Raw genomic sequence first — 21887 nt, forward strand, 5'->3', positions numbered from 1 at the left:
GACTTGACGATGACTCGTATCAGCCGCATGTCCTCCGTGTGAACGGGCCCGCCCGCTGTGAACGGACGGGCCCGCTGTGAACGCGTCGGCCGGCTGCTCCGGCCGGGCGCGTCAGCCCTGGACGAAGACCGCCACCGTCCGGGCCGGCACGGTGAAGGTTCCGGTGGCCGCCTCGAAGCGGGCGCCCTTCACCACCGGGTCGGCCCCGTCCGCCTGCACCCGGTGCAGGGACTGCGCGCTGCCCTTCAACCCGCCCACGGTCTGGCGCTGTTCGGCCGGGGTCGCGTTGAACACCACGGTGATGCCGCGCTCAGCGCCGGGCAGACCGGTGCCGTCCAGGTGCATGGTGATCACGCCGGGCTGCTCGCCCGCCGTGCCGGAGAGCGGGAAGGAGAGGCGGCGCTGCACCTCGGCCGTGGTGGACAGCGCGAACAGCGGCGAGGACTGCTTGATCCGGACGAACTGCCGGTACTGCGCGGCCGCCGAGGAGATCTCGTTGCAGCCCACCCGCAGCTTCGGGTCCGCCAGCAGCTGCTTGGCCGCCGGCCACATCTCCTTGTTGTCGGCCGCCATCGGCAGGCCGCGGCCGAAACCGTTGCCCTCGGCGCAGTCCCACTCGATCGCGTTGAACCAGTCGCCGGAGTCGTAGGAGTTGGCGTCCAGCGACTTGGAGCGCAGCCGGTCGCTGCCGGCCTGGAGGAAGCCCGGGCCCTGGCTCAGCGCGGTGAGCGAGAGGCCGAGCGCCTGCATCCGGGCCCGGTCGGCCGGCGCGGTGGTGACGGGCAGCTTGTAGGCCAGCGCGTCGAACAGGTCCGCGTTGTCGTGCGCGTCGAGGTACTCCAGCGCCTCCCCGGGGTCGGCCGCGTAGCCGGTCGGGGCGCCGTTGTAGTCCACGCCCGCGCCGGTGACGGTCCGTCCGCTGCTGTCGGTGAAGGAGTACCCCGCCAGGTTGCCGGTCAGTCCGACCTTCACCTGGTCCATCTGGCGCAGCAGCCGGGCCCTCTGCTCCTCGGGGGTGCCGTTGGCCGCCGAGCCGTTCGGGTCGGTGAACAGGCCGGAGGCGAAGCCCTGCTGCGGCGCGGAGTTCAGCATGAAGTTGCCGCCGCGGGCGGCGTCCCGGATCCGGTCGTTGAAGGTGGCGATGCCGGTGCCCGCCATGTTCAGCTGGGTGGCCTGGACGAAGCGGGCGTCGTTGGCGACCACGCCGAAGTTCCAGCCCTCGCCGTAGAGGAAGAGGTCCTTGCCCTCCACCCCGTCCTGACGCGGGGTCAGCCCGCGCAGCGCGGCCTGCACGTCCAGCATGGTCTGCTTCGGGTCCAGGCCCATCAGGTCGAAGCGGAAGCCGTCCACCTTGTACTCGCGGGCCCAGGTCACCACCGAGTCGACCACCAGCTTGTTCATCATGGCGTGCTCGGGCGCGGTGTCGGCGCAGCAGGAGTCGGTGGTGACCTTCCCGGTGTCGCTCAGCCGCTGGTAGTAGCCGGGCACCACCTTGTCGAGCACCGAGTGCTCGGCCTGCCCGGAGGCGGCGGTGTGGTTGTAGACCACGTCCAGCACCACCCGCAGCCCGGCCTCGTGCATCGCCTGCACCATCTCGCGGAACTGCACGGTGCGGGCCAGCCCGTTCGGGTCGGTGGCGTAGGAGCCCTCCGGCACGGTGTAGTGCAGCGGGTCGTAGCCCCAGTTGTAGGCGTCGGAGGCCTGCACCGCCGCCACGCACTCCTGCTGCCGCTCGCCGTCGGCCGGGAGGGAGGCCAGGTCGCAGGCGGGGAGCTGCTGCCGGTCCCGGTTCTCCCGGATGGTGGCGATGTCGAAGGTGGGGAGCAGGTGGATGGTGGTGACGCCCGCCGCGGCCAGCTCCCTCAGGTGCTTCGCCCCGGCCGAGCTCGACTCGGCGAAGGCCTTGTAGGTGCCCCGCTCGGCGGCCGGCACGGTGGTGTCGGCGGCCGAGAAGTCCCGGACGTGCAGCTCGTGGATCTGCTGCTTCTGCGGCGGCACGGCCTGCGGGGAGCGGTGCTGGTCCCAGCCGCGCGGCTTGGTGTCACGGGCCGTCAGGTCGGCCACCAGGGAGCGGGTGGAGTCGGTGGAGAGGGCGACGGAGTAGGGGTCGGTGACCAGGTTGGTGACCATCTTGCCGACGCCCGGCGCCCAGACCTTCACCTGGTACAGGTAGTACCTGCCGTCCAGCTTCCGGGCGTCCTCGGTCAGCGACCAGACACCGGTGGCCTCGTCCCGGCGCAGCGGCACCGTCCGCGGGGTGCCGCCGGTGGGCCCGTCGAAGAGCTGTACCGACACCTCGGTGGCGGTCGGCGCCCAGAGCGAGAGCGAGACCTGCCGCTCGCGCCACCAGCCCCAGCCGCCGGACTCCCGGTACACCGGGCCGAGTTGGGCCCGGGCGGCCCCGGCCGCGTACAGGTCGTCCAGCACGCCGGGGATCTGCACGCCGGTGGCGGCCAGCGCGGCGCCGTTCGGCAGGTGCTCGGTGAAGACCAGCTGACTGCGGAGCGCCTCGGTGGTCCGGCGGGCGTCACGGGCGTCCACGGTGAAGGCGCGGTACCCGGCCAGGTGCGGGTACTTCTTCTTCTGGTCCGCCGTCAGGGAGCCGGGGGCGAGCCGGATCCACTGCCCGGGCTTGCTGATCACCCCCTTGTCGACGGTGATCCCGCCGGCCGGGTCGTAGACCAGCTGGGCGCTGGTGCCGCCGTTCAGCGCCGCGTCGCCCGCGCCGTAGTTCGCGGGTACCACGACGGTCTTCGCGTCGATCCACTGGGCGCGCGCGGAGGAGAGGTCCAGCTGGGAGGAGGCCCCGGCCGACTGCGGCAGCAGGTGGCCCTCCTGACCGCCGATCAGCCAGACCTCGCGGCCGCTGGTGGCGAAGTCCAGCGACTGGTCGTTGGGCAGGTCCTTGTCGTTGCCCCGGTGGATGATGTAGCTCAGGCTGGTCGCCCCGGGGGCCAGCGGCACCTCGAAGACGGCGCCGTAGGAGTCCTTGCGGGCGGGCATCAGCGGGTTGCCCCAGTCGGTGGGGGTGGCCGCGCCGGTCCAGTCGTGCAGGCCCCAGCCGTCGTAGTTCCCGTCGGCCCGCTTGTAGTGGATGACGGCGGTGTTCGCCGGGACGGGCACGGCCGGGTCCGGGTTGCTCGTGTAGACCTTCGGGTCGCCCTCCTTGACCCAGACCTCCCCGGTGGTGCCGAGGTCGATGTGCCGGTCGCCGTCGGTGTCCTTGGTGCCGTTGTTCTCCACCACGAAGCCGACGTCGGCCGCGCCGCTCTTCAACTTCACGTAGGCGAAGGCCCCGTAGCCGTCCCGCCCGGCGAAGGCGTGCCCGGCCGGCCACTGGGTGGCTTCGCCGTCGGCCAGGTCGCCCCAGGCGTACATGTTCCAGCCGTCGTAGTCGGCGTTCTTCCGCTGGTAGTGCACGACCGCGTACGGGCGGGAGGTGGCGCTCGGCACCGGCTTCGGGGCCGGGGTGCCGGTGGTGAAGCTCGCGCTCGCGGAGCGGAGGTTGCCGCTGCTGTCGCGGACCACGGCCTTGTAGCGGACCACCGTGCCGGGAGCCACCCCGGCGAGGTCCTGCGTCACCCGGTACGTCCCGTTGTCGGCCGAACCGAGCTGCTGCCAGGGCCCGTTGCCGATCTGCGCGGCGAACGAGACCCGGTTGAAGCCGCCGCCCGGCACCTCGGCGCCGACGGTCACGGTGCCGGTGGATCCGTTCTCCGGTGCGCGCAGGGTGAGTTGGGGCACACCGGTGGCCTTGGCGAGCCTCTTGGCGGCCTTGTGCACCACCGAGGAGTAGGCCGGGACGGTGACGGTGACCTTGCGGTCCGCGCCGCTGGTGAGCCGCTCCCCCGCCGCCGGGTAGAGCCGGTCGAAGTCGGTCCCGGCCGAGAAGGTGTCCAGCGTGACGGTCTTCGGCTCGGCCGCGTTGTTGACCGCGACGAGGTACTCGATCTGCTCCTTGGCGTCGATCCGGGAGAAGGCGTACACCCCGGCCCCGTCGGCGGCGTACCGCTCGATCTGCGCGCCGTCCGCCAAGGCCGGGTGCTGCTTGCGCAGTTGGGCCAGCTCGGCGATGCCGCGGTAGAGCGTCCCGCCGGTGCCGTAGCGGTCGGCCGAGCCCTTGACGCCGCCGATCACCTCGTCCGCGTTGTACGAGGCGGTCTTCGAGGCGAACATGTCGTGCCGGGCGTCCTTGTCCCCGCCCGCGCCGGTGAAGCCCTGCTCGTCACCGTAGTAGATCACCGGCTGACCGCGGGTCAGGAACATCAGCTCGTTCGCCAACCGGTCCTTGCGGAGCAGCAGTTCGCCGCCCGCGCCCTGGTTGTCGGCCTGCAGGAAGGAGCCGAAGCGGCCCATGTCGTGGTTGCCGAGGAAGGTCGGCAGCTCGTAGGCGTTGGTCTCGGCCGTGGTGTAGCGGTAGTCCTGCGCGTAGAGCTCGGAGAGCGCCCGGGCCGAGCCGCCCTGCGAGACGTACCGGCGGGCGCTCTCCTGGAAGCCGAAGTCCAGGGTGGCCTGCAGCTTCCCCTTGGTGACGTAGGGGGAGGTCACCGCCGGGTCGCCGGAGTAGACCTCGCCGAACATGAAGAAGTCGTCGTTGCCCAGCTTGGCCGCGTAGCCCTTGAGCTCGGGGGCCCACTGGGACCAGAAGGCCGTGTTGACGTGCTTGACGGTGTCGATCCGGAAGCCGTCGACCCCGGTCTCCTTCACCCAGGTCTTGTAGATGTCCTGCATGCCCCTGACCACCCGGGGGTTCTGGGTGTCCAGGTCGTCCAGGCCGGAGAAGTCGCCCTCGGTGGAGGACTCGCCGACGAAGGTCGAGTTGCCCCGGTTGTGGTAGAGCGAGGGGTCGTTCAGCCAGTTCGGGGTCTTGGCCTTCTTGTCCGCCTCGGTCCGGAAGACGGGGCTGTACGGGAAGGAGTCGGCGGTGATCCGCGGCCACGTGCCGGCCGCGTCGGCGATCGCGGTCTCGTCCACCGGGCGGCCGTCGGCATCCAGGGTCGGGTAGGCGCCGGCCGAGCGGTAGTCGTACGCCTTCTCCTTGAAGTCGACCACGTCGGCGGTGTGGTTGGTGATGACGTCGAAGAAGACCTTGATGCCCCGGGCGTGCGCCTTGGCGATCAGCTCCTTGAGCTGCTCGTTGGTGCCGAAGTGGGGGTCGACCTTGGTGAAGTCGGTGATCCAGTAGCCGTGGTAGCCGGCCGAGGCGTCCGCCCCGGCGCCCTGCACCGGGCGGTTCTCGAACAGCGGGGCCATCCAGATCGCGGTGGTGCCCAGGCCCTGGACGTAGTCCAGCTTCTCGATCAGGCCCTTGAGGTCACCGCCGTGGTAGAAGCCCTTGTCCGCCGGGTCCAGGCCGTGGGCCATCCGGTCCCCGGCGATGCCGCCGGTGTCGTTGCCCCGGTCGCCGTTGGCGAAGCGGTCGGGCAGCACGAAGTAGAACTGCTCCCTGGTCAGGTCGTGCCGGTCCGCGCGGTCGGCCATCGCCCGGTCGGAGGGCGGGGCGGCCGGTGCCGGAGCGGCCAGCGCGAGCGGGGCGGAGCCCAGCCCGGTCGCCAGCAGCGAGGCGGCGATCAGCACGGCCGTCCGGCCGGGGCGCTGGTAGGGGGTCGTGCTCCGTGGGCGGCGGGGCTGGACTTCGGCCACAGCTGGGCTCCCTTGAGGCGGCTCGTCGTCGAGTGGGTGGCTGGACGCTAGCGATTGCAAAATGTTTCAGCAAGATGCAGAAATCGTTGCAGCAGCAGTCTTGACCGAACCGTTGCCTGCCGACCCCGGCCCCTCCGGGGCATTCCGTGGAGCACTGGTGCAGACCACGGGGCCGCGTCGACCGGCCGTACCCGAAGGGGCCACAATGGACTCCATGTCAGCCTCCGGTACCCGGCCCCCTACCCCCGAAGGGGGACGGGCGGTGAAGAATCCACTACCGCAGGATGAGCAGGCAGCCACGACACGTCTGGCAGACTGCTCGTCCATGGGGGAACCGACCGACATCCGCACCGCCGACGCCACGAGCGCACCGGCCGCGGCCCGGAGAGGTTCCGTCCCTGGCGAGGCCCGTACGAGCCACCAGCCGGACGGAGCCACCCTGGCCGCCCAGTCCACCGGCGCAGCGCTGCGCAGCCGCATCCGGGGGCAGCGCCGCTCCCCCGCCCGGCCGCGGCTCTGGTTCGAGCTCGCCCTGATCGGCATCAGCTACTGGGTCTACTCGCTGGTCCGCAACGCGGTGCCCGAGCAGGAGGCGACCGCCCAGAAGCACGCCACCTGGATCTGGGACCTGGAGCAGACCCTCGGCGTCGCGGTCGAACGCTCGGTCAACCACGCGGTCGACTCGGTGACCTGGCTCATCGTCGGGATGAACTACTACTACGCCACGCTGCACTTCATCGTGACCATCGGCGTGCTGGTCTGGCTCTACCGCTCGCACCCGGGCCGCTACGCGGCGACCCGCACGGTGCTCTTCCTGACCACCGGGCTGGCCCTGATCGGCTTCTACTTCTTCCCGCTCGCCCCGCCCCGCCTGATGACCGGCGGCGACTTCATCGACACCGTCAAGGTGCACGACACCTGGGGCTCGATGGCCTCCGGCGCGGCGGCCAACGTCTCCAACCAGTACGCGGCGATGCCCTCGATGCACATCGGCTGGTCGCTCTGGTGCGGCCTGACGATCTTCTTCCTGGCCCGCCCGCTCTGGGTCCGCCTGCTCGGCCTGCTCTACCCGGCGGTCACCCTGCTGGTGATCGTCTCCACCGCCAACCACTTCTGGATGGACGCCGTCGGCGGCATCATCTGCCTGGCCGCCGGCTTCGCCGCCGCCCGCGCCGTCTACCACGTCTGGGCCTACCAGCTCCCCCGCGTCCCCGGCGAACCGGACGACACCACCCCGGTCACCGTCCCCGCCGACTGGAGCGAGAAGGCCGCCGCCTGACGCCCCCTCCGCCCACGGGCCCGCTCCCCGTCGATCAGCCGTAGAACAGGCGCTCGACGACGGAGCGGGCCCTTCGCGTGGTGCGGCGGTAGTCGTCGACCATCTCGCCGGTGTGGCCGCTGCCGTAGCCGAGGTAGCGGGCCACGCCGGCCAGTTCGCGGGCGTCGGCGGGGAAGCTGTCGCCCGGGCGGCCGCGGACCAGCATCACCGCGCCGCGGACCCGGGAGGCCAGCACCCAGGCGGCGTCCAGCACCGCCGCGTCCTCGGCCGCCAGCAGCCCGGCCGCCTCGGCCGCCGCCAGGGCGGCCCTGGTGCGGGTGGTGCGCAGGGCCGGGACGAGGTGGCCGTGCACCAGTTGGAGCAGCTGCACCGTCCACTCGACGTCCGCCAGGCCGCCCCGGCCGATCTTGGTGTGGGTGGTCGGGTCGGCCCCGCGCGGCAGCCGTTCGGCCTCGATCCGGGCCTTGATCCGGCGGATCTCCAGCAGGTCCTTCTCCGGCACGCCCCCGCCCGGGTAGCGCAGCGGGTCGATCAGCGCCCGGAACCGCTCGCCCAGCTCCGCGTCGCCCGCCACCGGCTCGGCCCGCAGCAGCGCCTGGGCCTCCCAGACGTGCGACCAGCGCCGGTAGTACGCCTCGTACGAGGCCAGCGTGCGCACCAGCGGGCCCTGCCGGCCCTCGGGGCGCAGGTCGGCGTCGACCAGCAGCGGCGGCTCGGTGGAGGGGGCGCCGAGCAGGGTGCGCAGCTGGTGGCAGACGGCCTGGGCGGCCTGGGCGGCGTCCTGCTCCAGCGCGCCGAGCCGGGGCTCGTGGACGAAGAGCACGTCGGCGTCCGAGCCGTAGCCCAGCTCGCGGCCGCCGAAGCGGCCCATCGCGATCACCGCGAGCCTGGTCGGCAGCTCGCCGTTGGCCGCCTCCCACTCGGCGGTGCAGGCCCGCAGGGCGCCCTGGAGGGTGGCCGCGTTGAGGGCGGTGAGCGCCTCCCCGGCGGCGTCCACCGCCTCGCCCGGGTCCTCGCCGAAGCGCCCGAGGACGTCGGCGGCGGAGGTCCGGAACAGCTCCCGCCGCCGGACCGAGCGGGCCGCCGCGACCCCCGCGGCGGCGCTGCCGGCCCGGCCGACGGCGGCCAGTACCTCGGACTCCAGCGCGGGGCGACCGCGCGGCACCAGCCCGTTCGGGTCGCCCAGCATGGCGACCGCCTCGGGGGCGCGCAGCAGCAGGTCGGGGGCGAGCCGGCCGGCCGAGAGCACCCGGGCCAGCTGCTCGGCGGCGGCGCTCTCGTCCCGCAGCAGGCGCAGGTACCAGGGGGTGCGGCCGAGCGCGTCGGAGACCTGACGGAAGTTCAGCAGCCCGGCGTCCGGGTCGGCCGAGTCGGCGAACCAGCCGAGCAGCACCGGCAGCAGGGTGCGCTGGATCGCCGCCTTGCGGCTGACCCCGGAGGCCAGCGCGGTGAGGTGGCGCAGGGCCGCGGCCGGGTCGGCGTAGCCGAGCGCCTCCAGCCGGGCCTTGGCGGCGGCCGTGGAGAGGCCGGTCGCCCCGGCGGGCAGCTCGGCGACGGCGTCCAGCAGCGGGCGGTAGAACAGCTTCTCGTGCAGCCGCCGCACCTCCACCGCGTGCCGCCGCCACTCCCGCTGGAGCGCCGCGACCGGGTCGGCCCGGCCCTGACCGGTCAGCCCGGTGTCGTTGATCTGCGGGGCCAGCGAACGGGCGAGGCGCCGCAGGTCGGCCGGGTCGGTGGGCATCAGGTGGGTGCGGCGCAGCCGGTGCAGCTGGATGCGGTGCTCCAGCGCGCGCAGGAAGCGGTAGGCGGCGTCGAGCGACGCGGCGTCGGCCCGGCCGACGTAGCCTCCGGCACTCAGCTGCTCCAGCGCCTGGAGGGTGTTGGGGCTGTGCACCCCGGGGTCGGTGCGGCCGTGCACCAGCTGGAGCAGCTGGACCGCGAACTCCACGTCGCGCAGCCCGCCGGGGCCCAGCTTGAGCTGGCGGTCCAGTTCGGTGGCGGGGATGGCGTCCACCACCCGGCGGCGCATCTGCTGGACGTCGGCGACGAAGTTCTCCCGCTCGGCGGCCTGCCAGACCAGCGGGGCGGTGGCCTCGGCGTAGGCGGCGCCGAGCTCGGCGTCCCCGGCCACCGGACGGGCCTTCAGCAGGGCCTGGAACTCCCAGGTCTTGGCCCAGCGCTGGTAGTACGCCAGGTGGCTGGCCAGGGTGCGGACCAGCGGGCCGTTGCGCCCCTCGGGGCGGAGGTTGGCGTCCACCGGCCAGATGGTGCCCTCGCCGGTGGTGTCGGAGCAGAGCCGCATCAGCCGGGCCGCCAGCCGGGTGGCGGCCTGCAGCGCCCGGTGCTCCTCGGCCCCGTCCCGGGCCTCGGCCACGAAGATCACGTCCACGTCGGAGACGTAGTTGAGCTCCCGGCCGCCGCACTTGCCCATCCCGATCACCGCGAGCCGGCACTGCCCGGCCGCCTCCGGGTCCTCCTCCTCGGCGATCTCCAGCGCGGTCTGCAGGGTGGCCCCGGCCAGGTCGGCCAGCTCGGCGCCGGTCTGCGGCAGGTCGGCGGTGCCGCTCAGGTCGCGGGCGGCGATGGCCAGCAGGCAGCGGCGGTAGGCGGCGCGCAGCGCGTCGGCGCGCGGGGCGGAGCTGGTCCACACCCGCTGGCGCAGCACGTGCTGGAAGTCCTCCCGGGCGGGGTGCACGTCGCGCAGTTCGAAGGTGACCAGGGCGTGCCAGTCGCGCGGGTGCCGGGCCAGGTGGTCGCCGAGCGCGGCGGAGGCGCCGAGCACCGAGAGCAGCCGGTCGCGCAGCGGCTTGGAGCTGGTCAGGGTGTCCCGCAGGGTCTGCCGTTCGGGCCCGTCGAGCGCCTCCAGCAGCCGGGCCAGGCCCAGCAGCGCCAGGTCCGGGTCGGCGGTCGCGCCGAGCGCGTCCAGCAGCACCGGGTCCTCGGCCAACCCGCTCAGACCCGGCCCGGCCGGCCCCGGACCGCCCAGTCCCGGACCGGCCAGCAGCCGGACGGCGGCGTCCGGATCGGAGAACCCGCGCCGCACCAGCCGTACTTCCAGCCGACTGCTCCGCTCCGCCACGACGGCCCGCCTCCCTGTTCGCACCTGGTACGAGCGTACGGGCTGACCGGCCGACGGTGCGTCAGGTGGCGCGGCGTCAGGCCCGCCCGCCCGTAGGGGAGCAACCTCCGTGCCCCCGGCACCGTTGGGCCGGGTGTGCGTCTGCCCTCCCTCACCGGCCTGCGGTTCTGGGCCGCCCTGCTGGTGGTGCTCTACCACCTCTCCCGTCAGCTGGGCGAGCTCCCGCTGATCAGCCCGCTGGTCTGGTACGGGCGCAGCGGGGTGACCTTCTTCTTCGTCCTCTCCGGCTTCGTGCTGGCCTGGACGTACGCCGACTCCCCCGTTCCGGTGACGGTCTTCCTGCGCCGCCGGCTGGCCCGGATCTGGCCGCTGCACGCGCTCACCACCGTGCTCTCGCTGGCCGCCTACGCGGCGATCGGCGCCGCGCTGCCGGTGGCCGCCGCGCTCTGGTCGGTGCCGCTGCTGCACGCCTGGCTGCCGGCCGCGGCCAAGGGCGGCAACCCGGCGAGCTGGTCGCTGGGGGACGAGGCCTGGTTCTACCTCCTCTTCCCGTTCCTCCTGCCCCTGCTGACGGGGCGTCGGCCCGGGCCGTGGGTGGTGGGGTGCCTGCTGAGCGGGCCGCTGCTCTGGCTCGGCGGTGCGGCGGTGGCCGATCCGGCGCTGCGCAGCTGGCTGCTGGACTACCTGCCCCTGGCCCGCACCCCGCAGTTCCTGCTCGGGGTGGTGCTCGGCCTGGCGGTCCGCCGGGGTACGGCGCCGCGGGTGCCGCTGCTCCCGGCCGGGCTGGCGGTGCTCGGCTTCCACGCCGCGCTGGTGCCCTGGCACCTGGCCGTGCCGGACCGGCTCTGGTACGGGCCCTACTGCGCCGCGCAGTTGCTCTCCGCGCCGTTCTTCGCGGCGCTGATCACGGCCGCCGCCCAGGCCGACCAGCGCGGTCGACGGGCGTTCGGGCAGCGGCCGTCGGTCCGCCTCGGCGAGTGGTCCTTCGCCTGGTACCTGGTGCACGAGATCGGCTTCCGCTGCTGGCTCGCGGCGTACGGGCGGCCGGACGGGGCATGGGCGCTGCTCGGCGTCTGGCTGCTGCTGGCGGGCGGCTCGCTGGCGGTGGCGGCCGCGCTCTTCCGGTACGTGGAACGGCCGTTGGAACGCGCCCTGCGGGGCCGGGGCTCCGGAGGAACGCAACTGCCGCGCCCCCGCCGGGATTCGGCGGAGGCGCGGCAGCGGACGGCGGTCTGACGGGTCAGCCCTTCTTGACCAGGCCCTCCTGCGACTCGTCCATGTTCACGTAGGCGTAGAAGACGCCCAGGTTGTAGCCGTCCTCGTCGGTGTCGACGGTGGCGGTGATGTCCGTGTCACCGTTGCGCAGGATCTTCGAGATGTCCCAACGGTTGGAGTCGTAGCCGAAGTTGTTCCGGTTGTACGGCACCCGGACGAACTGGTCCGCCGGGGTCAGCTCCTCGATGGTGGAGTTGAAGGCGTCCTTGGAGAAGTGGTTCTGGTCGGTGAACTCGGTCTTCGGGCCGTTGGTGGACTTGGCGTAGAAGGTGTCACCGGTCCACTTGAGGTCACCGTCGTAGACCACGTAGCCCAGCTTGCCCTGGATCGGGCCGGTGGCCGGGGTGACCAGGCCGTCGAGCTTGAGGCTGATCTCCGGGCTGTTCGGCAGCTCGGGGACGAAGCCGTCCCAGAGGTGGACGTGGCGCAGCGGCTTGCAGTCGTTCTCGTAGGCCACCACGATCGTCCAGCCGCCCCAGCTGTGCGGCTTGACCACGGAGTCCATGTTGGCCACGGTGTAGGCGCCGTTGCCGTGCTTCTTCACCAGGTCGGTGATGTCGGCCGAGGCCTGGTAGCTGCTCTCCGCCTCGGTGGTGATGTAGCCGATGCTCGGCTGGTCGTTGGCGATGTTGGTGTACTCGGTGTCGCCCGGCAGCTTGAGGTAGACCTCGTCGATCCGGCTCTGCGGCAGCACCACGTCGTCGATGCCCCGGGTGCCGCCCCAGTACAGGCGGGCGTACTTGACGGCCGACCCCTGCTCCAGGCCGAGGGTGGCGGAGCTCGCGGAGTAGATCTCGTCGCCGAACGGGCCGATCGTCCCGGGATCGATGTTGATGTACTTCATGTGGTAGTTGTTGTTGATCGGGCGCGAACCCTCACCCGTACGGGCCTGCTCGCAGGGCGGCTGGTTCGGGTCGAGCGGCGGCTTGGTCTCGTCGCAGGTCATCAGCGAGTTGCTGATCCGGGTGATCGAGCCGTGGAAGGTGCCGTCGAAGCGGGTCTTCATCGGCAGGACGTTCTGCTCGATGGTGTCGCCGTGTCCGGGAGAGCGGCGCCCGTCCCCGGAGCCGCGCGCGTCGGCGGACGGAATGGTCATCATCTGGCCGGCGACGGCGACCAGGGCCGCACTGGCGACGGCGAGGCGGCGTACGGTGCGGCGCTTCCCGGTGGCACGGCTGACGGTGGAGGGCATGGGTACCTCTCGGTCCAGGCGGCCGGGCGCGAGGCGCACACCCGCCGAGGTTCTGGGGTTGACGCCACCCATCGGAACACAACTCTCCGCAACATTCTCGTCACGTACCGCCATCAGGGGGGACGGCCGCGCCCCCGCACTGACCACCCGTCAGTTCCCCACCCGGCCGGGCTATCCACGGCGCCCCGCGGGCCCGTACCCTCACCCGAACGGACTGATCAGGGCGGGGGCGCAGTGACCGTGACGGGCCATCAGGAACCACCCCGGGACGCCATCCCGACCGCCTTCGCCGCCGCCACCGCCGCGCCCGCCGACCCGGCACCGGCCGACGCCCCGCCCGCTTCCGCCGTCCCCACCGCTCCCGCCGCCAAGGCCGAGCACCGGCTCCCGACCGTCTGGACCAGGACCACCGGCCTGCTCGCCGCCCTGAGCTCCCTCGGCTACCTGCTCTCGGTCGCCCTGACGCCCTGGCAGCCGTCGGTCCGCCCCCTCCCCCTGGCCCTGCTGGCCGCCACCGCCGTCTCGGTCGCCGCCTGGGTCGTCGCCGCCCGGTTCGCCCCGGCCGCCCCGGCTCCGGCCCCGCCCCCGCGGGCCTCGTGGTGGCGGGCCGCCCGCCACGCGGTGGTGGCCGGGCTCTCGGCCGGCGCGGCCCTCTCGCTCTTCGCGCCCCTCGGGCCCACGGCCGGCCGGGTCTGCCTCTGGCTCATCCTGCTCACGGCCGCAACCACCCTCCTGGGCAGCCGAGTTCACCAGTCCCGGGCCCGGCTCGCCGCCGTCAACCGTGACCTCCGCCTGCTGGCCGCCGGCTACCTGGGCGCCTGGCCCGCCGCCTGGACCGCCTACCACCTGCTCCGCCCCGGCGACGGCCCGCTGCCGGTGGCGGACCGGCTCGGCCAACTCCTGTTCATCCCCTCCGTCGGCCTGATGGCCCTGACCGGTCTGCTGGCCCTCGGCGTCGCCCTGCACCGCGTCTTCCGCCGCCACGACAACTGACCTGCGGCCAGGGACATGTGGCCGTCCGTTCACCCCGCCGGCCTGGTCCCCGTCACCCCCGGCCCGTAACCTCGCGCGGACGGACCGACCGACCGGCACGGGGGAGCACGGGTCATGACGGTTGATCAGAACGCCACACCCAGGCGTGCGTCCAGGGGCGTGGCCACCGCCGAGCCGCCGCCCGAGTACCAGGACGACGACGAACTCCACAGCCCCACCCGCTGGACCCGGGTCACCGGCACCGCCACCTATCTGGCCTTCCTCGGCTACCTGGTGGCGATCCTGCTGGAACCGTGGCGCCCCGGCATCCGCCCGCTCCCGCTCACCCTGCTCGGCCTGGGCGTGCTCTGCGGCCTGCTCTGGCTGATCGCGGGCCACCGGGCCCCCAGGAGCGACCTGCTCCCCGAGACGGCCCCGGCCCCGGCGCCGCCCACCCCGGCCGACCTGGCGGCCGACCTGGCCTCGTTGGACGCCACGTACCGGCGCCGGGCCCCCTGGTACTTCGCCGTGTCGCTCCCGCTGGTGGCCCTGGTGCCCGCCCTGTTCGTCCCGTTCAGCGGCGCCGATCCGGAAGTCTCGTCCCGGCAGGCCGAGTTGGTGGCCGCCGGGGCCCGGTGGGGCGAGTACGTCCTGCTCCCGCCCGAGCAGAACGGCGACCGTCTGCCCGGCTACCGGCCTTACCAGGACTACCGGTTCGCGCCGGTCGGCGACACCCCCGGGGAGCCGTTCGGCGCGGCGCAGTCCCGCTCGCTCGCCGGCGTCGAGGTCGACCACCGGGTCCGCCTGCTCACCGCCCCGGACCAGGCCCCGTTGGCGGCCCCGGCGCTCGCAGCGGCCACCGAGCCCGCCCCGATCGACCGGACGGCCGTCCGGATCTGGCTCGGGATCGTCCTGCTCGGCACCGTCGTCGCCGGCGTGTCCTGCAACGGCATCGCCCACGGACGGAGCCACCTGCCCGCCGAGGACTTCTACGCCGCCGGCCCGCAGTGGCACCGCATCCGGATCACCGGGGCGACGGTCACCCGCGACCTGCCGGAGGAGGAGATCGACCGCGACGCCGACGGCACCCCCACCACCACCGAGGAGTGCCTGCGGCTCTACCTGGTCGGCACCGCCCACCAGTTGCTCTACCGGGGCGACCACCCGCCGAACGGCCTCGCCTGGCTCGGCCTCCACCCCGACCTCCGGTCCGGCCCCGGATCTCCCCGCACCTTCCACACCGCGCTGATCGTCCCGGACCGCCACGGCTCCTACCGGGGCACCGTCCGGCCGCCGCTCCCGGCCCCCTCCGACGCCCCGGCCCCGCGGCCCCGCCCCGTCCGGACCGACCCGCGACACGCCTCCCTGGACACCGGGGGCCGCCTGGCCCTCGCCGTCCTCGCCCTCTGGCCGATCGGCTGGACCGCCTACCACTTCCTCTCCCCCACCGACGGCACCCTCCCCGCCTGGCCCGCCGTCGGCCAACTCGTCCTCTACCCCCTCGCCCTGCTCCTCGCCCTCACCGCCCTCCTCGCCATCGGCACCGGGCTGCACGCCCTCTACGAACGCGTCGTCCGCTAGCCTGTCGGACGAGTGACGGCCCGACCCCAGGAGGACAAGTGAGCACCGAGATCGTCCAGTTGGTGGAGCAGGCGGGCCCCTACCTGACCGCCGCCGTGACCTCCTACGGCACCGCCGTCCTGACCCGCACCGAGGACTCCGCCGTCGAAGCCACCGCCAACCTCGGCCACCGCATCCTGCAGTCCCTCTTCCACCGAGGCTCCGCCGCCTCCCGGGCCACCCTCGAAACCGCCGTCCAGGACGCCGCCGAGGACCCCGCCGACACCGACGCCGCCGCCACCCTGCGCCAGCAGCTCAAGCGCGCCCTCCGCGAGGACCCCGCCCTCCGCGCCGAACTCGCCACCCTCCTCGGCCCCGCCCCGACCGCGGCCCCGGTCACCATCACCGCCTCCGGCGAACGCTCCGTCGCCGCCCACATCATCAGCGGCACGGTCAGCACCGGCGACACCCTCCGCCCCTGACCTACCGCTTGAGCGCCCGGTAACGCTTCATCAGCTCCGTGATCCGCGCCGGGTCGGCCCTGCCGTTCAACTCGGCGACCAGCTCGTCCGGGCACAGCTCGTAGAGGTCGCCCCACCAGCGCCCGCCCTTGTTCTTCCAGATCCGGTACCCGCCGGGCACACCCCGCGCCACGTACCTGCGTCCGCCCACGTCCCCCACCCTCCATGCGAGCACGGAGCATCCCACAGCACCCCCGGCCACGCATGCCGGTTTCGCCCCGCGTGCCGCCCGGGCTCACCTAAGCTCCTTGGCGAACAGGAGCGTTGGGCACACGAGGAGGCCGGCGTGCACTACGAGGCCTCCGGCCCGCGGTCCATCTCGGCCGACAGCATCGGCACCGCCCACACGGGCGACACCACCGTCCTCCCGCCCGAACCCCTGCACTCCGCCCGCGACGTCCAGGCCCCTCCCGGCCTGAACAACCTCGACCCGCGCCCCCTCTGCGTCGGCCGCGACGAGGACCTCCGCCGGCTCCGCACCGCCCTCACCACCTCCGGCGACGCCGCCATCACCCAGGCCTCGACCGTCCACGGCCTCGGCGGCATCGGCAAGAGCACCCTCGCCCTCGCGTACGCCCACCGCCACCGCCGTGACCACACCCTCACCTGGTGGCTCAACGCCGAATCCCCCGCCCGCATCGAGGAGTCCCTCGCCGAACTCACCCTCCGCCTCCGCCCCGAATGGGCCGGCCGCACCACCACCGGACAACGCGCCGCCTGGGCCCTCACCTGGCTCCAGTGGCACCCCGGCTGGCTCCTCGTTCTCGACAACGTCGAGACCGTCAAGGACGTCAGCCCCCTCCTCGGCTCCCTCACCGGCGGCCACCACCTCCTCACCAGCCGCCGCGCCGTCGGCTGGCCCCACTCGGTCCGCACCCACCCCCTGGGCATCCTCGACCCCACCGAGGCAACCGAGTTGCTCTGCCACCACGCCCTCGGCGGCGCCACCCCCACCCCACGCCAGCAGGAAGAAGCCCGAGCCCTCGCCACCGACCTCGGCCACCTCCCCCTCGCCCTGGAACAGGCCGGCGCCTACCTCCGCCAACACCCCGGCATCAGCATCGAGACCTACCGCCGCCGCCTCCCCGTCAAGCTCGACAAGGCCGCCGAGGGCATCGACGCCGAACGCACCATCGCCCGCATCTGGAGCCAGACCCTCACCACCCTCGACCCCCGCGCCGTCACCGTCCTCCAGACCCTGGCCTGGTTCGCCCCCGACGACATCCCCGTCACCCTGCTCGGAAGCACCGACGACGACCTGCACGAAGCCCTCGCCGTCCTGGCCGCCTACAGCATGGCCACCGTCACCGCACACACCGTCAGCGTCCACCGCCTGCTCCAGGCAGTGCTCCGCTCCACCGCAACGGCCGAACCCGACGGAACGCCGGCAGGGCGCCGTTCGGCCGAGCGGGCAGTCGTCCGGGCCTTCCCGGCGGACGGACCGCCCCCGGACCAGGACGCGCTGATGCCCCATCTGATCGCGCTCGCCAGCACCAGCCCGGCAGAGGCCCAGGACGACGTGATCGCCCTCTTCGTCCGGGCAACCCAGTACCTGCGCGATCGGGGCCACATGGCGCACGGGGTACCGCTCCACCAGGCAATCGTCGCCCGGCACGAGCACGTCCTCGGCGACACCCATCCCAGGACGCTCACGAGTCGCCACAACCTCGCCGACGCCTACGAGTCAGCGGGCGACCTCGAACGCGCCATCCCCCTCTACGAGACCACCCTCGCCCAGTCGGAGCAGGTCCTCGGCGACACCCACCCCGCCACCCTGGTCAGCCGCAACAACCTCGCCAGCACCTACGAGTCGGCGGGCGACCTCGAACGCGCCATCCCCCTCTACGAGACCACCCTCGCCCAACGCGAACAGACCCTCGGCCACACCCACCCCGCCACCCTCACCAGCCGCAACAACCTCGCCTACGCCTACAAGTCGGCGGGCGACCTCGAACGCGCCACCTTCCTGTACGAGCGCACCCTCGCCCAACGCGAACAGGCCCTCGGCCACACCCACCCCAGCACCCTCACCAGCCGCAACAACCTCGCTGCCGCGTACTCCGCCGCCGGCGACCTCGAACGTGCCATCCCCCTGTACGAAACCACCCTCGCTCAATGCGAACAGGTCCTCGGCGACACCCACCCCGACACCGTCAGCAGCCGCAACAACCTCGCCAGCGCCCTCCGTAAGCGCGACCGGCTCAACCGCGACACCTGACCCGCACAACGCAGCTCGGCCCGCCCCCCACCGGCGAAACGCCGTCAGGGAACGGGCCGAAGCTCAAGCTTGACGCGAGGTCAGAGCACCTGCAGGTTCTTCCGCAGCTCGAACGGCGTGACCTCCGAGCGGTACTCCTCCCACTCCTGCCGCTTGTTGCGCAGGAAGAAGTCGAAGACGTGCTCGCCCAGCGTCTCCGCCACGAGCTCGCTGCGCTGCATCAGGTCGATCGCCTCGCCGAGGTTCTGCGGCATCGGCTGGATCCCGAGCGCCCGCCGCTCCGCGTCCGTGAGCGCCCACACGTCGTCGTCCGCGCCCGGGGGAAGCTCGTACCCCTCCTCGATGCCCTTCAGACCGGCGGCCAGCGTCACCGCGTACGCCAGGTACGGGTTGCAGCCGGTGTCGAGCGAGCGCACCTCGATGCGGGTGGAGCCCTGCTTGCCGGGCTTGTACATCGGGACCCGGATCAGCGCGGAGCGGTTGTTGTGCCCCCAGCAGATGTACGACGGCGCCTCGCCGCCCGCACCGGCGGTCCGCTGCGAGCCGCCCCAGATGCGCTTGTACGAGTTGACCCACTGGTTGGTGACGGCGGCGGTCTCCGCCGCGTGCTTCAGCAGCCCGGCGATGAACGAGCGCCCCACCTTGGAGAGTTGGTACTCCGCGCCCGACTCGTGGAAGGCGTTGCGGTCGCCCTCGAACAGCGAGACGTGGGTGTGCATCCCGGAGCCGGGGTACTGCGAGAACGGCTTCGGCATGAAGCTGGCGTGCACGCCCTGCTCCAGCGCGACCTCCTTCATGACCAACCGGAAGGTCATGATGTTGTCGGCCGTCGAGAGCGCGTCCGCGTACCGGAGGTCGATCTCCTGCTGGCCCGGGGCGCCCTCGTGGTGGGAGAACTCCACCGAGATGCCCATCGACTCGAGCATGGTGATGGCCTGCCGGCGGAAGTCGTGGCCGACGCCGCGCGGGGTGTGGTCGAAGTAGCCGGACTGGTCCGCGGGGATGGGCGGGGTGCCGTCGCCGGGGAGGTCCTTGAGGAGGAAGAACTCGATCTCGGGGTGGGTGTAGAAGGTGAAGCCGAGGTCGGAGGCCTTCTCCAGGGTGCGCTTGAGCACGTACCGCGGGTCGGCGTACGAGGGGGAGCCGTCCGGCATCATGATGTCGCAGAACATCCGGGCGGTGCCGGGGGTCTCCGAGCGCCAGGGCAGGATCTGGAAGGTGGTCGGGTCCGGCTTGGCGATCATGTCGGACTCGTAGACCCGGGCGAAGCCCTCGATCGCGGAGCCGTCGAAGCCGATGCCCTCCTCGAAGGCCTGCTCCAGCTCGGCCGGCGCCACGGCCACCGACTTGAGGAACCCGAGTACGTCGGTGAACCACAGCCGGACGAAACGGATGTCACGCTCTTCGAGCGTACGAAGCACGAACTCCTGCTGCTTGCCCATGGGGACAGTCTCACCTCTGCTCTTTACGTCCGTGTTACGCCCGGTCGTCCGCTCGTAGCGGCCTGGCAACGAATGCCCCCATCATGTCGGATCTTCGTCCGGAGTCCAGCCCGGGAGGCGGGAGACCGGGTGATCCGACGGAGCTTCAGCCGAGCGGCTCGAACGGGTTGACCACCGGGACGCCCGTCCGGCTGACGTCCTTGACGTTGCGGGTCACCAGTGTCAGCCCGTGGACCTTGGCCGTGGCGGCAAGCAGGCCGTCGATCGTCGGAAGGGGGTCCGGCACGGTCAGCAGGGCCCAGACCTCGGCGATCTCGGTGGTCACCGGAAGGATGCGGTCGGCATAGCCGAGGCGGATGGCCGCCAGCCATTCGTCCAGCCGTTCCGCCTGCGCCGGGTCACGGCGGCGGAGGCTCTCCACACCCCGCCTGATCTCGCCGATCACCATCGCACTGGTGAATACCGGCCCCCCGCCGACCGAACGGAGCCAGCCGGTCACCGCTCGATCGGGTTCACGCTTGCGCAGCTCGGACAGCACGTTCGTATCGAGCAGATAGCCCATCAGTTCTCCCCGAGGTCCACCGGTCGCGGAAGGTCGCGTTCGGCGACGATCGTGTCCAGCTCGTCGGCGAGGGCGTCGTCGAAAGAGGGCTCACGTCGGAGCAGGAACTCCTCGAAGGACACCTCCTCCCCCTTGAGCCGCCGGTACTCCCTTATGTCGATGACGACCGCGACCTCATCACCGTGCCGGGTGACGATCTGTGGGCCCTCCGCCTCCGCCAGGCGGAGCACCTCACTGAACTTCTGTTTCGCTTCCTGGACCTGCCACGCCATGCGAAACACCTCCGTCTAGTCTGTCCAGACTTCACTATAGGGCAGAATCGCTGCAGACATAACGTCAGATAGACGATAAGGTGGAGGCATGCCGAATCTGCGACTCGCCCTCAGCCAGATCGACCCCTGGGTCGGTGACATCGAGCGCAACTGCGAGGAGGTGGTGCGCTGGACCAGGCGGGCCGCCGAGGGCGGGGCGCAGCTGGTGGCGTTCCCGGAGATGGTGGTGACGGGGTATCCGGTGGAGGACCTGGCGCTGCGCGGGTCGTTCGTCAACGCCTCGCGGGAGGCGCTCGCCGGGCTGGCGCGGACGCTGCGGGAGGAGGGCCTCGGGGAGCTCGCCGTCGTGGTCGGGTACCTGGGCCGTTCGGCGCAGGCGTGGCGCGGCCGCCCCGCCGGGTCGCCGCAGAACTGTGCGGCGGTGCTGCACCGCGGCGAGGTGAAGGGCCGTTTCGCCAAGCACCACCTCCCCAACTACGGGGTCTTCGACGAGCACCGCTACTTCGTCCCCGGCGACCAGCTGCCGGTGCTCCGCCTGCACGGGGTGGACGTGGCCCTCGCGATCTGCGAGGACATCTGGCAGGACGGCGGCCGCGTCCAGGCGGCCCGAGAGGCGGGGGCCGGGCTGCTCCTCGTCCTGAACGGGTCGCCGTACGAGCGCGAGAAGGACGACACCCGCCTCGCCCTGGTGCGCAGGCGCGCGCGGGAGGCCGGCTGCACGCTGGCGTACGTGAACATGGTCGGCGCCCAGGACGAGCTGGTCTTCGACGGGGACTCCCTCGTCGTCGACGCGCAGGGTGAAGTCCTGTCCCGCGCACCGCAGTTCGAGGAGGCCCTGCTGCTCGTCGACCTCGAACTCCCAGCCGCCGACACCACCCCCGTCGACACCACCCCCGCCGACACCGCCCCCACCGACGGCCTGCTGCTGAACGACGGCCTGCGCCTGGTCCGCACCGACCTCGGCGGCGCCCCCGAGGACCGGGGGCCGACGGAGCGCCGGGCGCCCGCGCCCCGCCTCGGTGACGAGGCCGAGGTGTACCAGGCGCTGGTGGAGGGCACCCGAGCGTACGTCCGCAAGAACGGCTTCCGGTCGGTGCTGATCGGGCTCTCCGGCGGGATCGACTCCGCCCTGGTGGCGGCGATCGCCACCGACGCGCTCGGCGGGGCGAACGTGCACGGGGTCTCGATGCCGAGCCGGTACTCCTCGCAGCACTCCCGCGACGACGCCGCCGAACTGGCCCGCCGCACCGGGCTGCACCTGCGCACGGTCCCGATCGCCCCGATGTTCGACGCCTACACCGCCGCCACCGAGCTCACCGGGCTGGCGGAGGAGAACCTGCAGTCCCGGCTGCGCGGCACCCTGCTGATGGCGATCTCCAACCAGGAGGGCCACCTCGTCCTCGCGCCCGGCAACAAGAGCGAGCTGGCGGTCGGCTACTCGACCCTCTACGGCGACTCGGTCGGCGCCTACGGGCCGATCAAGGACGTCTACAAGACCCTGGTCTTCCGGCTCGCCCGCTGGCGCAACGCGGCGGCGCTCGAACGCGGCGAGCAGCCGCCGATCCCGGAGAACACCATCGCCAAGCCGCCCTCCGCCGAGCTGCGGCCGGATCAGGTGGACACCGACTCGCTCCCCGACTACGACCTGCTGGACGCCGTGCTCGACCTCTACGTGGAGGGCGACCAGGGGCGGGACGCGATCGTCGCGCGGGGGTACGACCCGGCCGTGGTGGACCGGATCGTCCGCCTGGTCGACACCGCCGAGTACAAGCGGCGCCAGTACCCGCCGGGCCCGAAGGTCTCCCCCAAGGGCTTCGGCCGCGACCGCCGGCTGCCCGTCACCAACCGCTGGCGCCAGGGCTGAGGAAACCG

Annotated in this window: 14 protein-coding genes; 7 read left to right on the forward strand and 7 right to left on the reverse strand. The window is 72.6% G+C overall.

The genetic code is table 11. The features are described from left to right. Positions 1–111: 111 nt before the first annotated feature. Positions 112–5643, reverse strand: a complete 5532-nt coding sequence (gene pulA / locus ACIA8O_RS06815) for a pullulanase-type alpha-1,6-glucosidase (protein ID WP_396292486.1) — start codon at positions 5641–5643, stop codon at positions 112–114. A 325-nt stretch (positions 5644–5968) separates the two neighbouring features. Between pulA and ACIA8O_RS06820 the strand changes: the two genes are divergently transcribed. Next, positions 5969–6922, forward strand: coding sequence for a phosphatase PAP2 family protein (locus tag ACIA8O_RS06820; protein WP_396292487.1), 954 nt, complete (start codon positions 5969–5971; stop codon positions 6920–6922). Positions 6923–6956: 34 nt separating this feature from the next. Here ACIA8O_RS06820 and ACIA8O_RS06825 read toward each other — a convergent pair whose 3' ends face one another. Then, the gene (locus tag ACIA8O_RS06825; RefSeq protein WP_396292488.1) at positions 6957–10001 is read right to left on the reverse strand and encodes a bifunctional [glutamine synthetase] adenylyltransferase/[glutamine synthetase]-adenylyl-L-tyrosine phosphorylase; all 3045 of its coding nucleotides are present in this window, start codon (positions 9999–10001) and stop codon (positions 6957–6959) included. 135 nt (positions 10002–10136) lie between these two features. On the opposite strand from ACIA8O_RS06825, the gene ACIA8O_RS06830 reads away from it, so the two are divergent. After that, the gene (locus tag ACIA8O_RS06830) at positions 10137–11237 is read left to right on the forward strand and encodes an acyltransferase family protein (RefSeq protein WP_396292489.1); all 1101 of its coding nucleotides are present in this window, start codon (positions 10137–10139) and stop codon (positions 11235–11237) included. A 4-nt stretch (positions 11238–11241) separates the two neighbouring features. Here ACIA8O_RS06830 and ACIA8O_RS06835 read toward each other — a convergent pair whose 3' ends face one another. Further along, complete coding sequence (locus ACIA8O_RS06835; RefSeq protein WP_396292490.1) at positions 11242–12468, reverse strand: hypothetical protein; 1227 nt, start codon at positions 12466–12468, stop codon at positions 11242–11244. 240 nt (positions 12469–12708) lie between these two features. On the opposite strand from ACIA8O_RS06835, the gene ACIA8O_RS06840 reads away from it, so the two are divergent. The 3 genes from ACIA8O_RS06840 (at position 12709) to ACIA8O_RS06850 (ending at position 15482) form a co-directional block, all read left to right on the forward strand. Continuing rightward, on the forward strand, positions 12709–13461 hold the full coding sequence (locus ACIA8O_RS06840; protein ID WP_396292491.1) for a hypothetical protein: 753 nt from the start codon (positions 12709–12711) through the stop codon (positions 13459–13461). A 114-nt stretch (positions 13462–13575) separates the two neighbouring features. After that, complete coding sequence (locus ACIA8O_RS06845) at positions 13576–15021, forward strand: hypothetical protein (RefSeq protein ID WP_396292492.1); 1446 nt, start codon at positions 13576–13578, stop codon at positions 15019–15021. 38 nt (positions 15022–15059) lie between these two features. Then, positions 15060–15482 (forward strand): hypothetical protein, encoded by a 423-nt coding sequence (locus ACIA8O_RS06850; protein WP_396292493.1) that lies wholly within the window; start codon positions 15060–15062, stop codon positions 15480–15482. 1 nt (position 15483) lies between these two features. Here ACIA8O_RS06850 and ACIA8O_RS06855 read toward each other — a convergent pair whose 3' ends face one another. Beyond that, the gene (locus tag ACIA8O_RS06855; RefSeq protein ID WP_396292494.1) at positions 15484–15672 is read right to left on the reverse strand and encodes a hypothetical protein; all 189 of its coding nucleotides are present in this window, start codon (positions 15670–15672) and stop codon (positions 15484–15486) included. Positions 15673–15807: 135 nt separating this feature from the next. Here ACIA8O_RS06855 and fxsT point away from each other — a divergent pair, with 135 nt between their 5' ends. Further along, the gene (gene fxsT / locus ACIA8O_RS06860) at positions 15808–17739 is read left to right on the forward strand and encodes an FxSxx-COOH system tetratricopeptide repeat protein (RefSeq protein ID WP_396292495.1); all 1932 of its coding nucleotides are present in this window, start codon (positions 15808–15810) and stop codon (positions 17737–17739) included. A gap of 80 nt (positions 17740–17819) precedes the next feature. On the opposite strand, the gene glnA is transcribed toward fxsT, so the two are convergent. The 3 genes from glnA to ACIA8O_RS06875 form a co-directional block, all read right to left on the reverse strand. Next, entirely contained in the window at positions 17820–19181 is a 1362-nt protein-coding gene (glnA, locus tag ACIA8O_RS06865) for a type I glutamate--ammonia ligase (RefSeq protein ID WP_396292496.1), read from the reverse strand. A gap of 145 nt (positions 19182–19326) precedes the next feature. Beyond that, positions 19327–19743, reverse strand: a complete 417-nt coding sequence (locus ACIA8O_RS06870) for a type II toxin-antitoxin system VapC family toxin (RefSeq protein WP_396292497.1) — start codon at positions 19741–19743, stop codon at positions 19327–19329. Further along, the gene (locus ACIA8O_RS06875) at positions 19743–20015 is read right to left on the reverse strand and encodes a type II toxin-antitoxin system Phd/YefM family antitoxin (RefSeq protein ID WP_396292498.1); all 273 of its coding nucleotides are present in this window, start codon (positions 20013–20015) and stop codon (positions 19743–19745) included. Before ACIA8O_RS06875 ends, ACIA8O_RS06870 begins: the two co-directional genes overlap by 1 nt. Positions 20016–20103: 88 nt before the next feature. Between ACIA8O_RS06875 and ACIA8O_RS06880 the strand changes: the two genes are divergently transcribed. Beyond that, a complete protein-coding gene (locus tag ACIA8O_RS06880) occupies positions 20104–21879 on the forward strand; it encodes an NAD+ synthase (RefSeq protein WP_396292499.1) in 1776 nt (591 codons plus the stop codon). Positions 21880–21887: the final 8 nt, after the last annotated feature.

The organism is Kitasatospora sp. NPDC051853 (assembly GCF_044452665.1).
Classification (GTDB): domain Bacteria; phylum Actinomycetota; class Actinomycetes; order Streptomycetales; family Streptomycetaceae; genus Kitasatospora.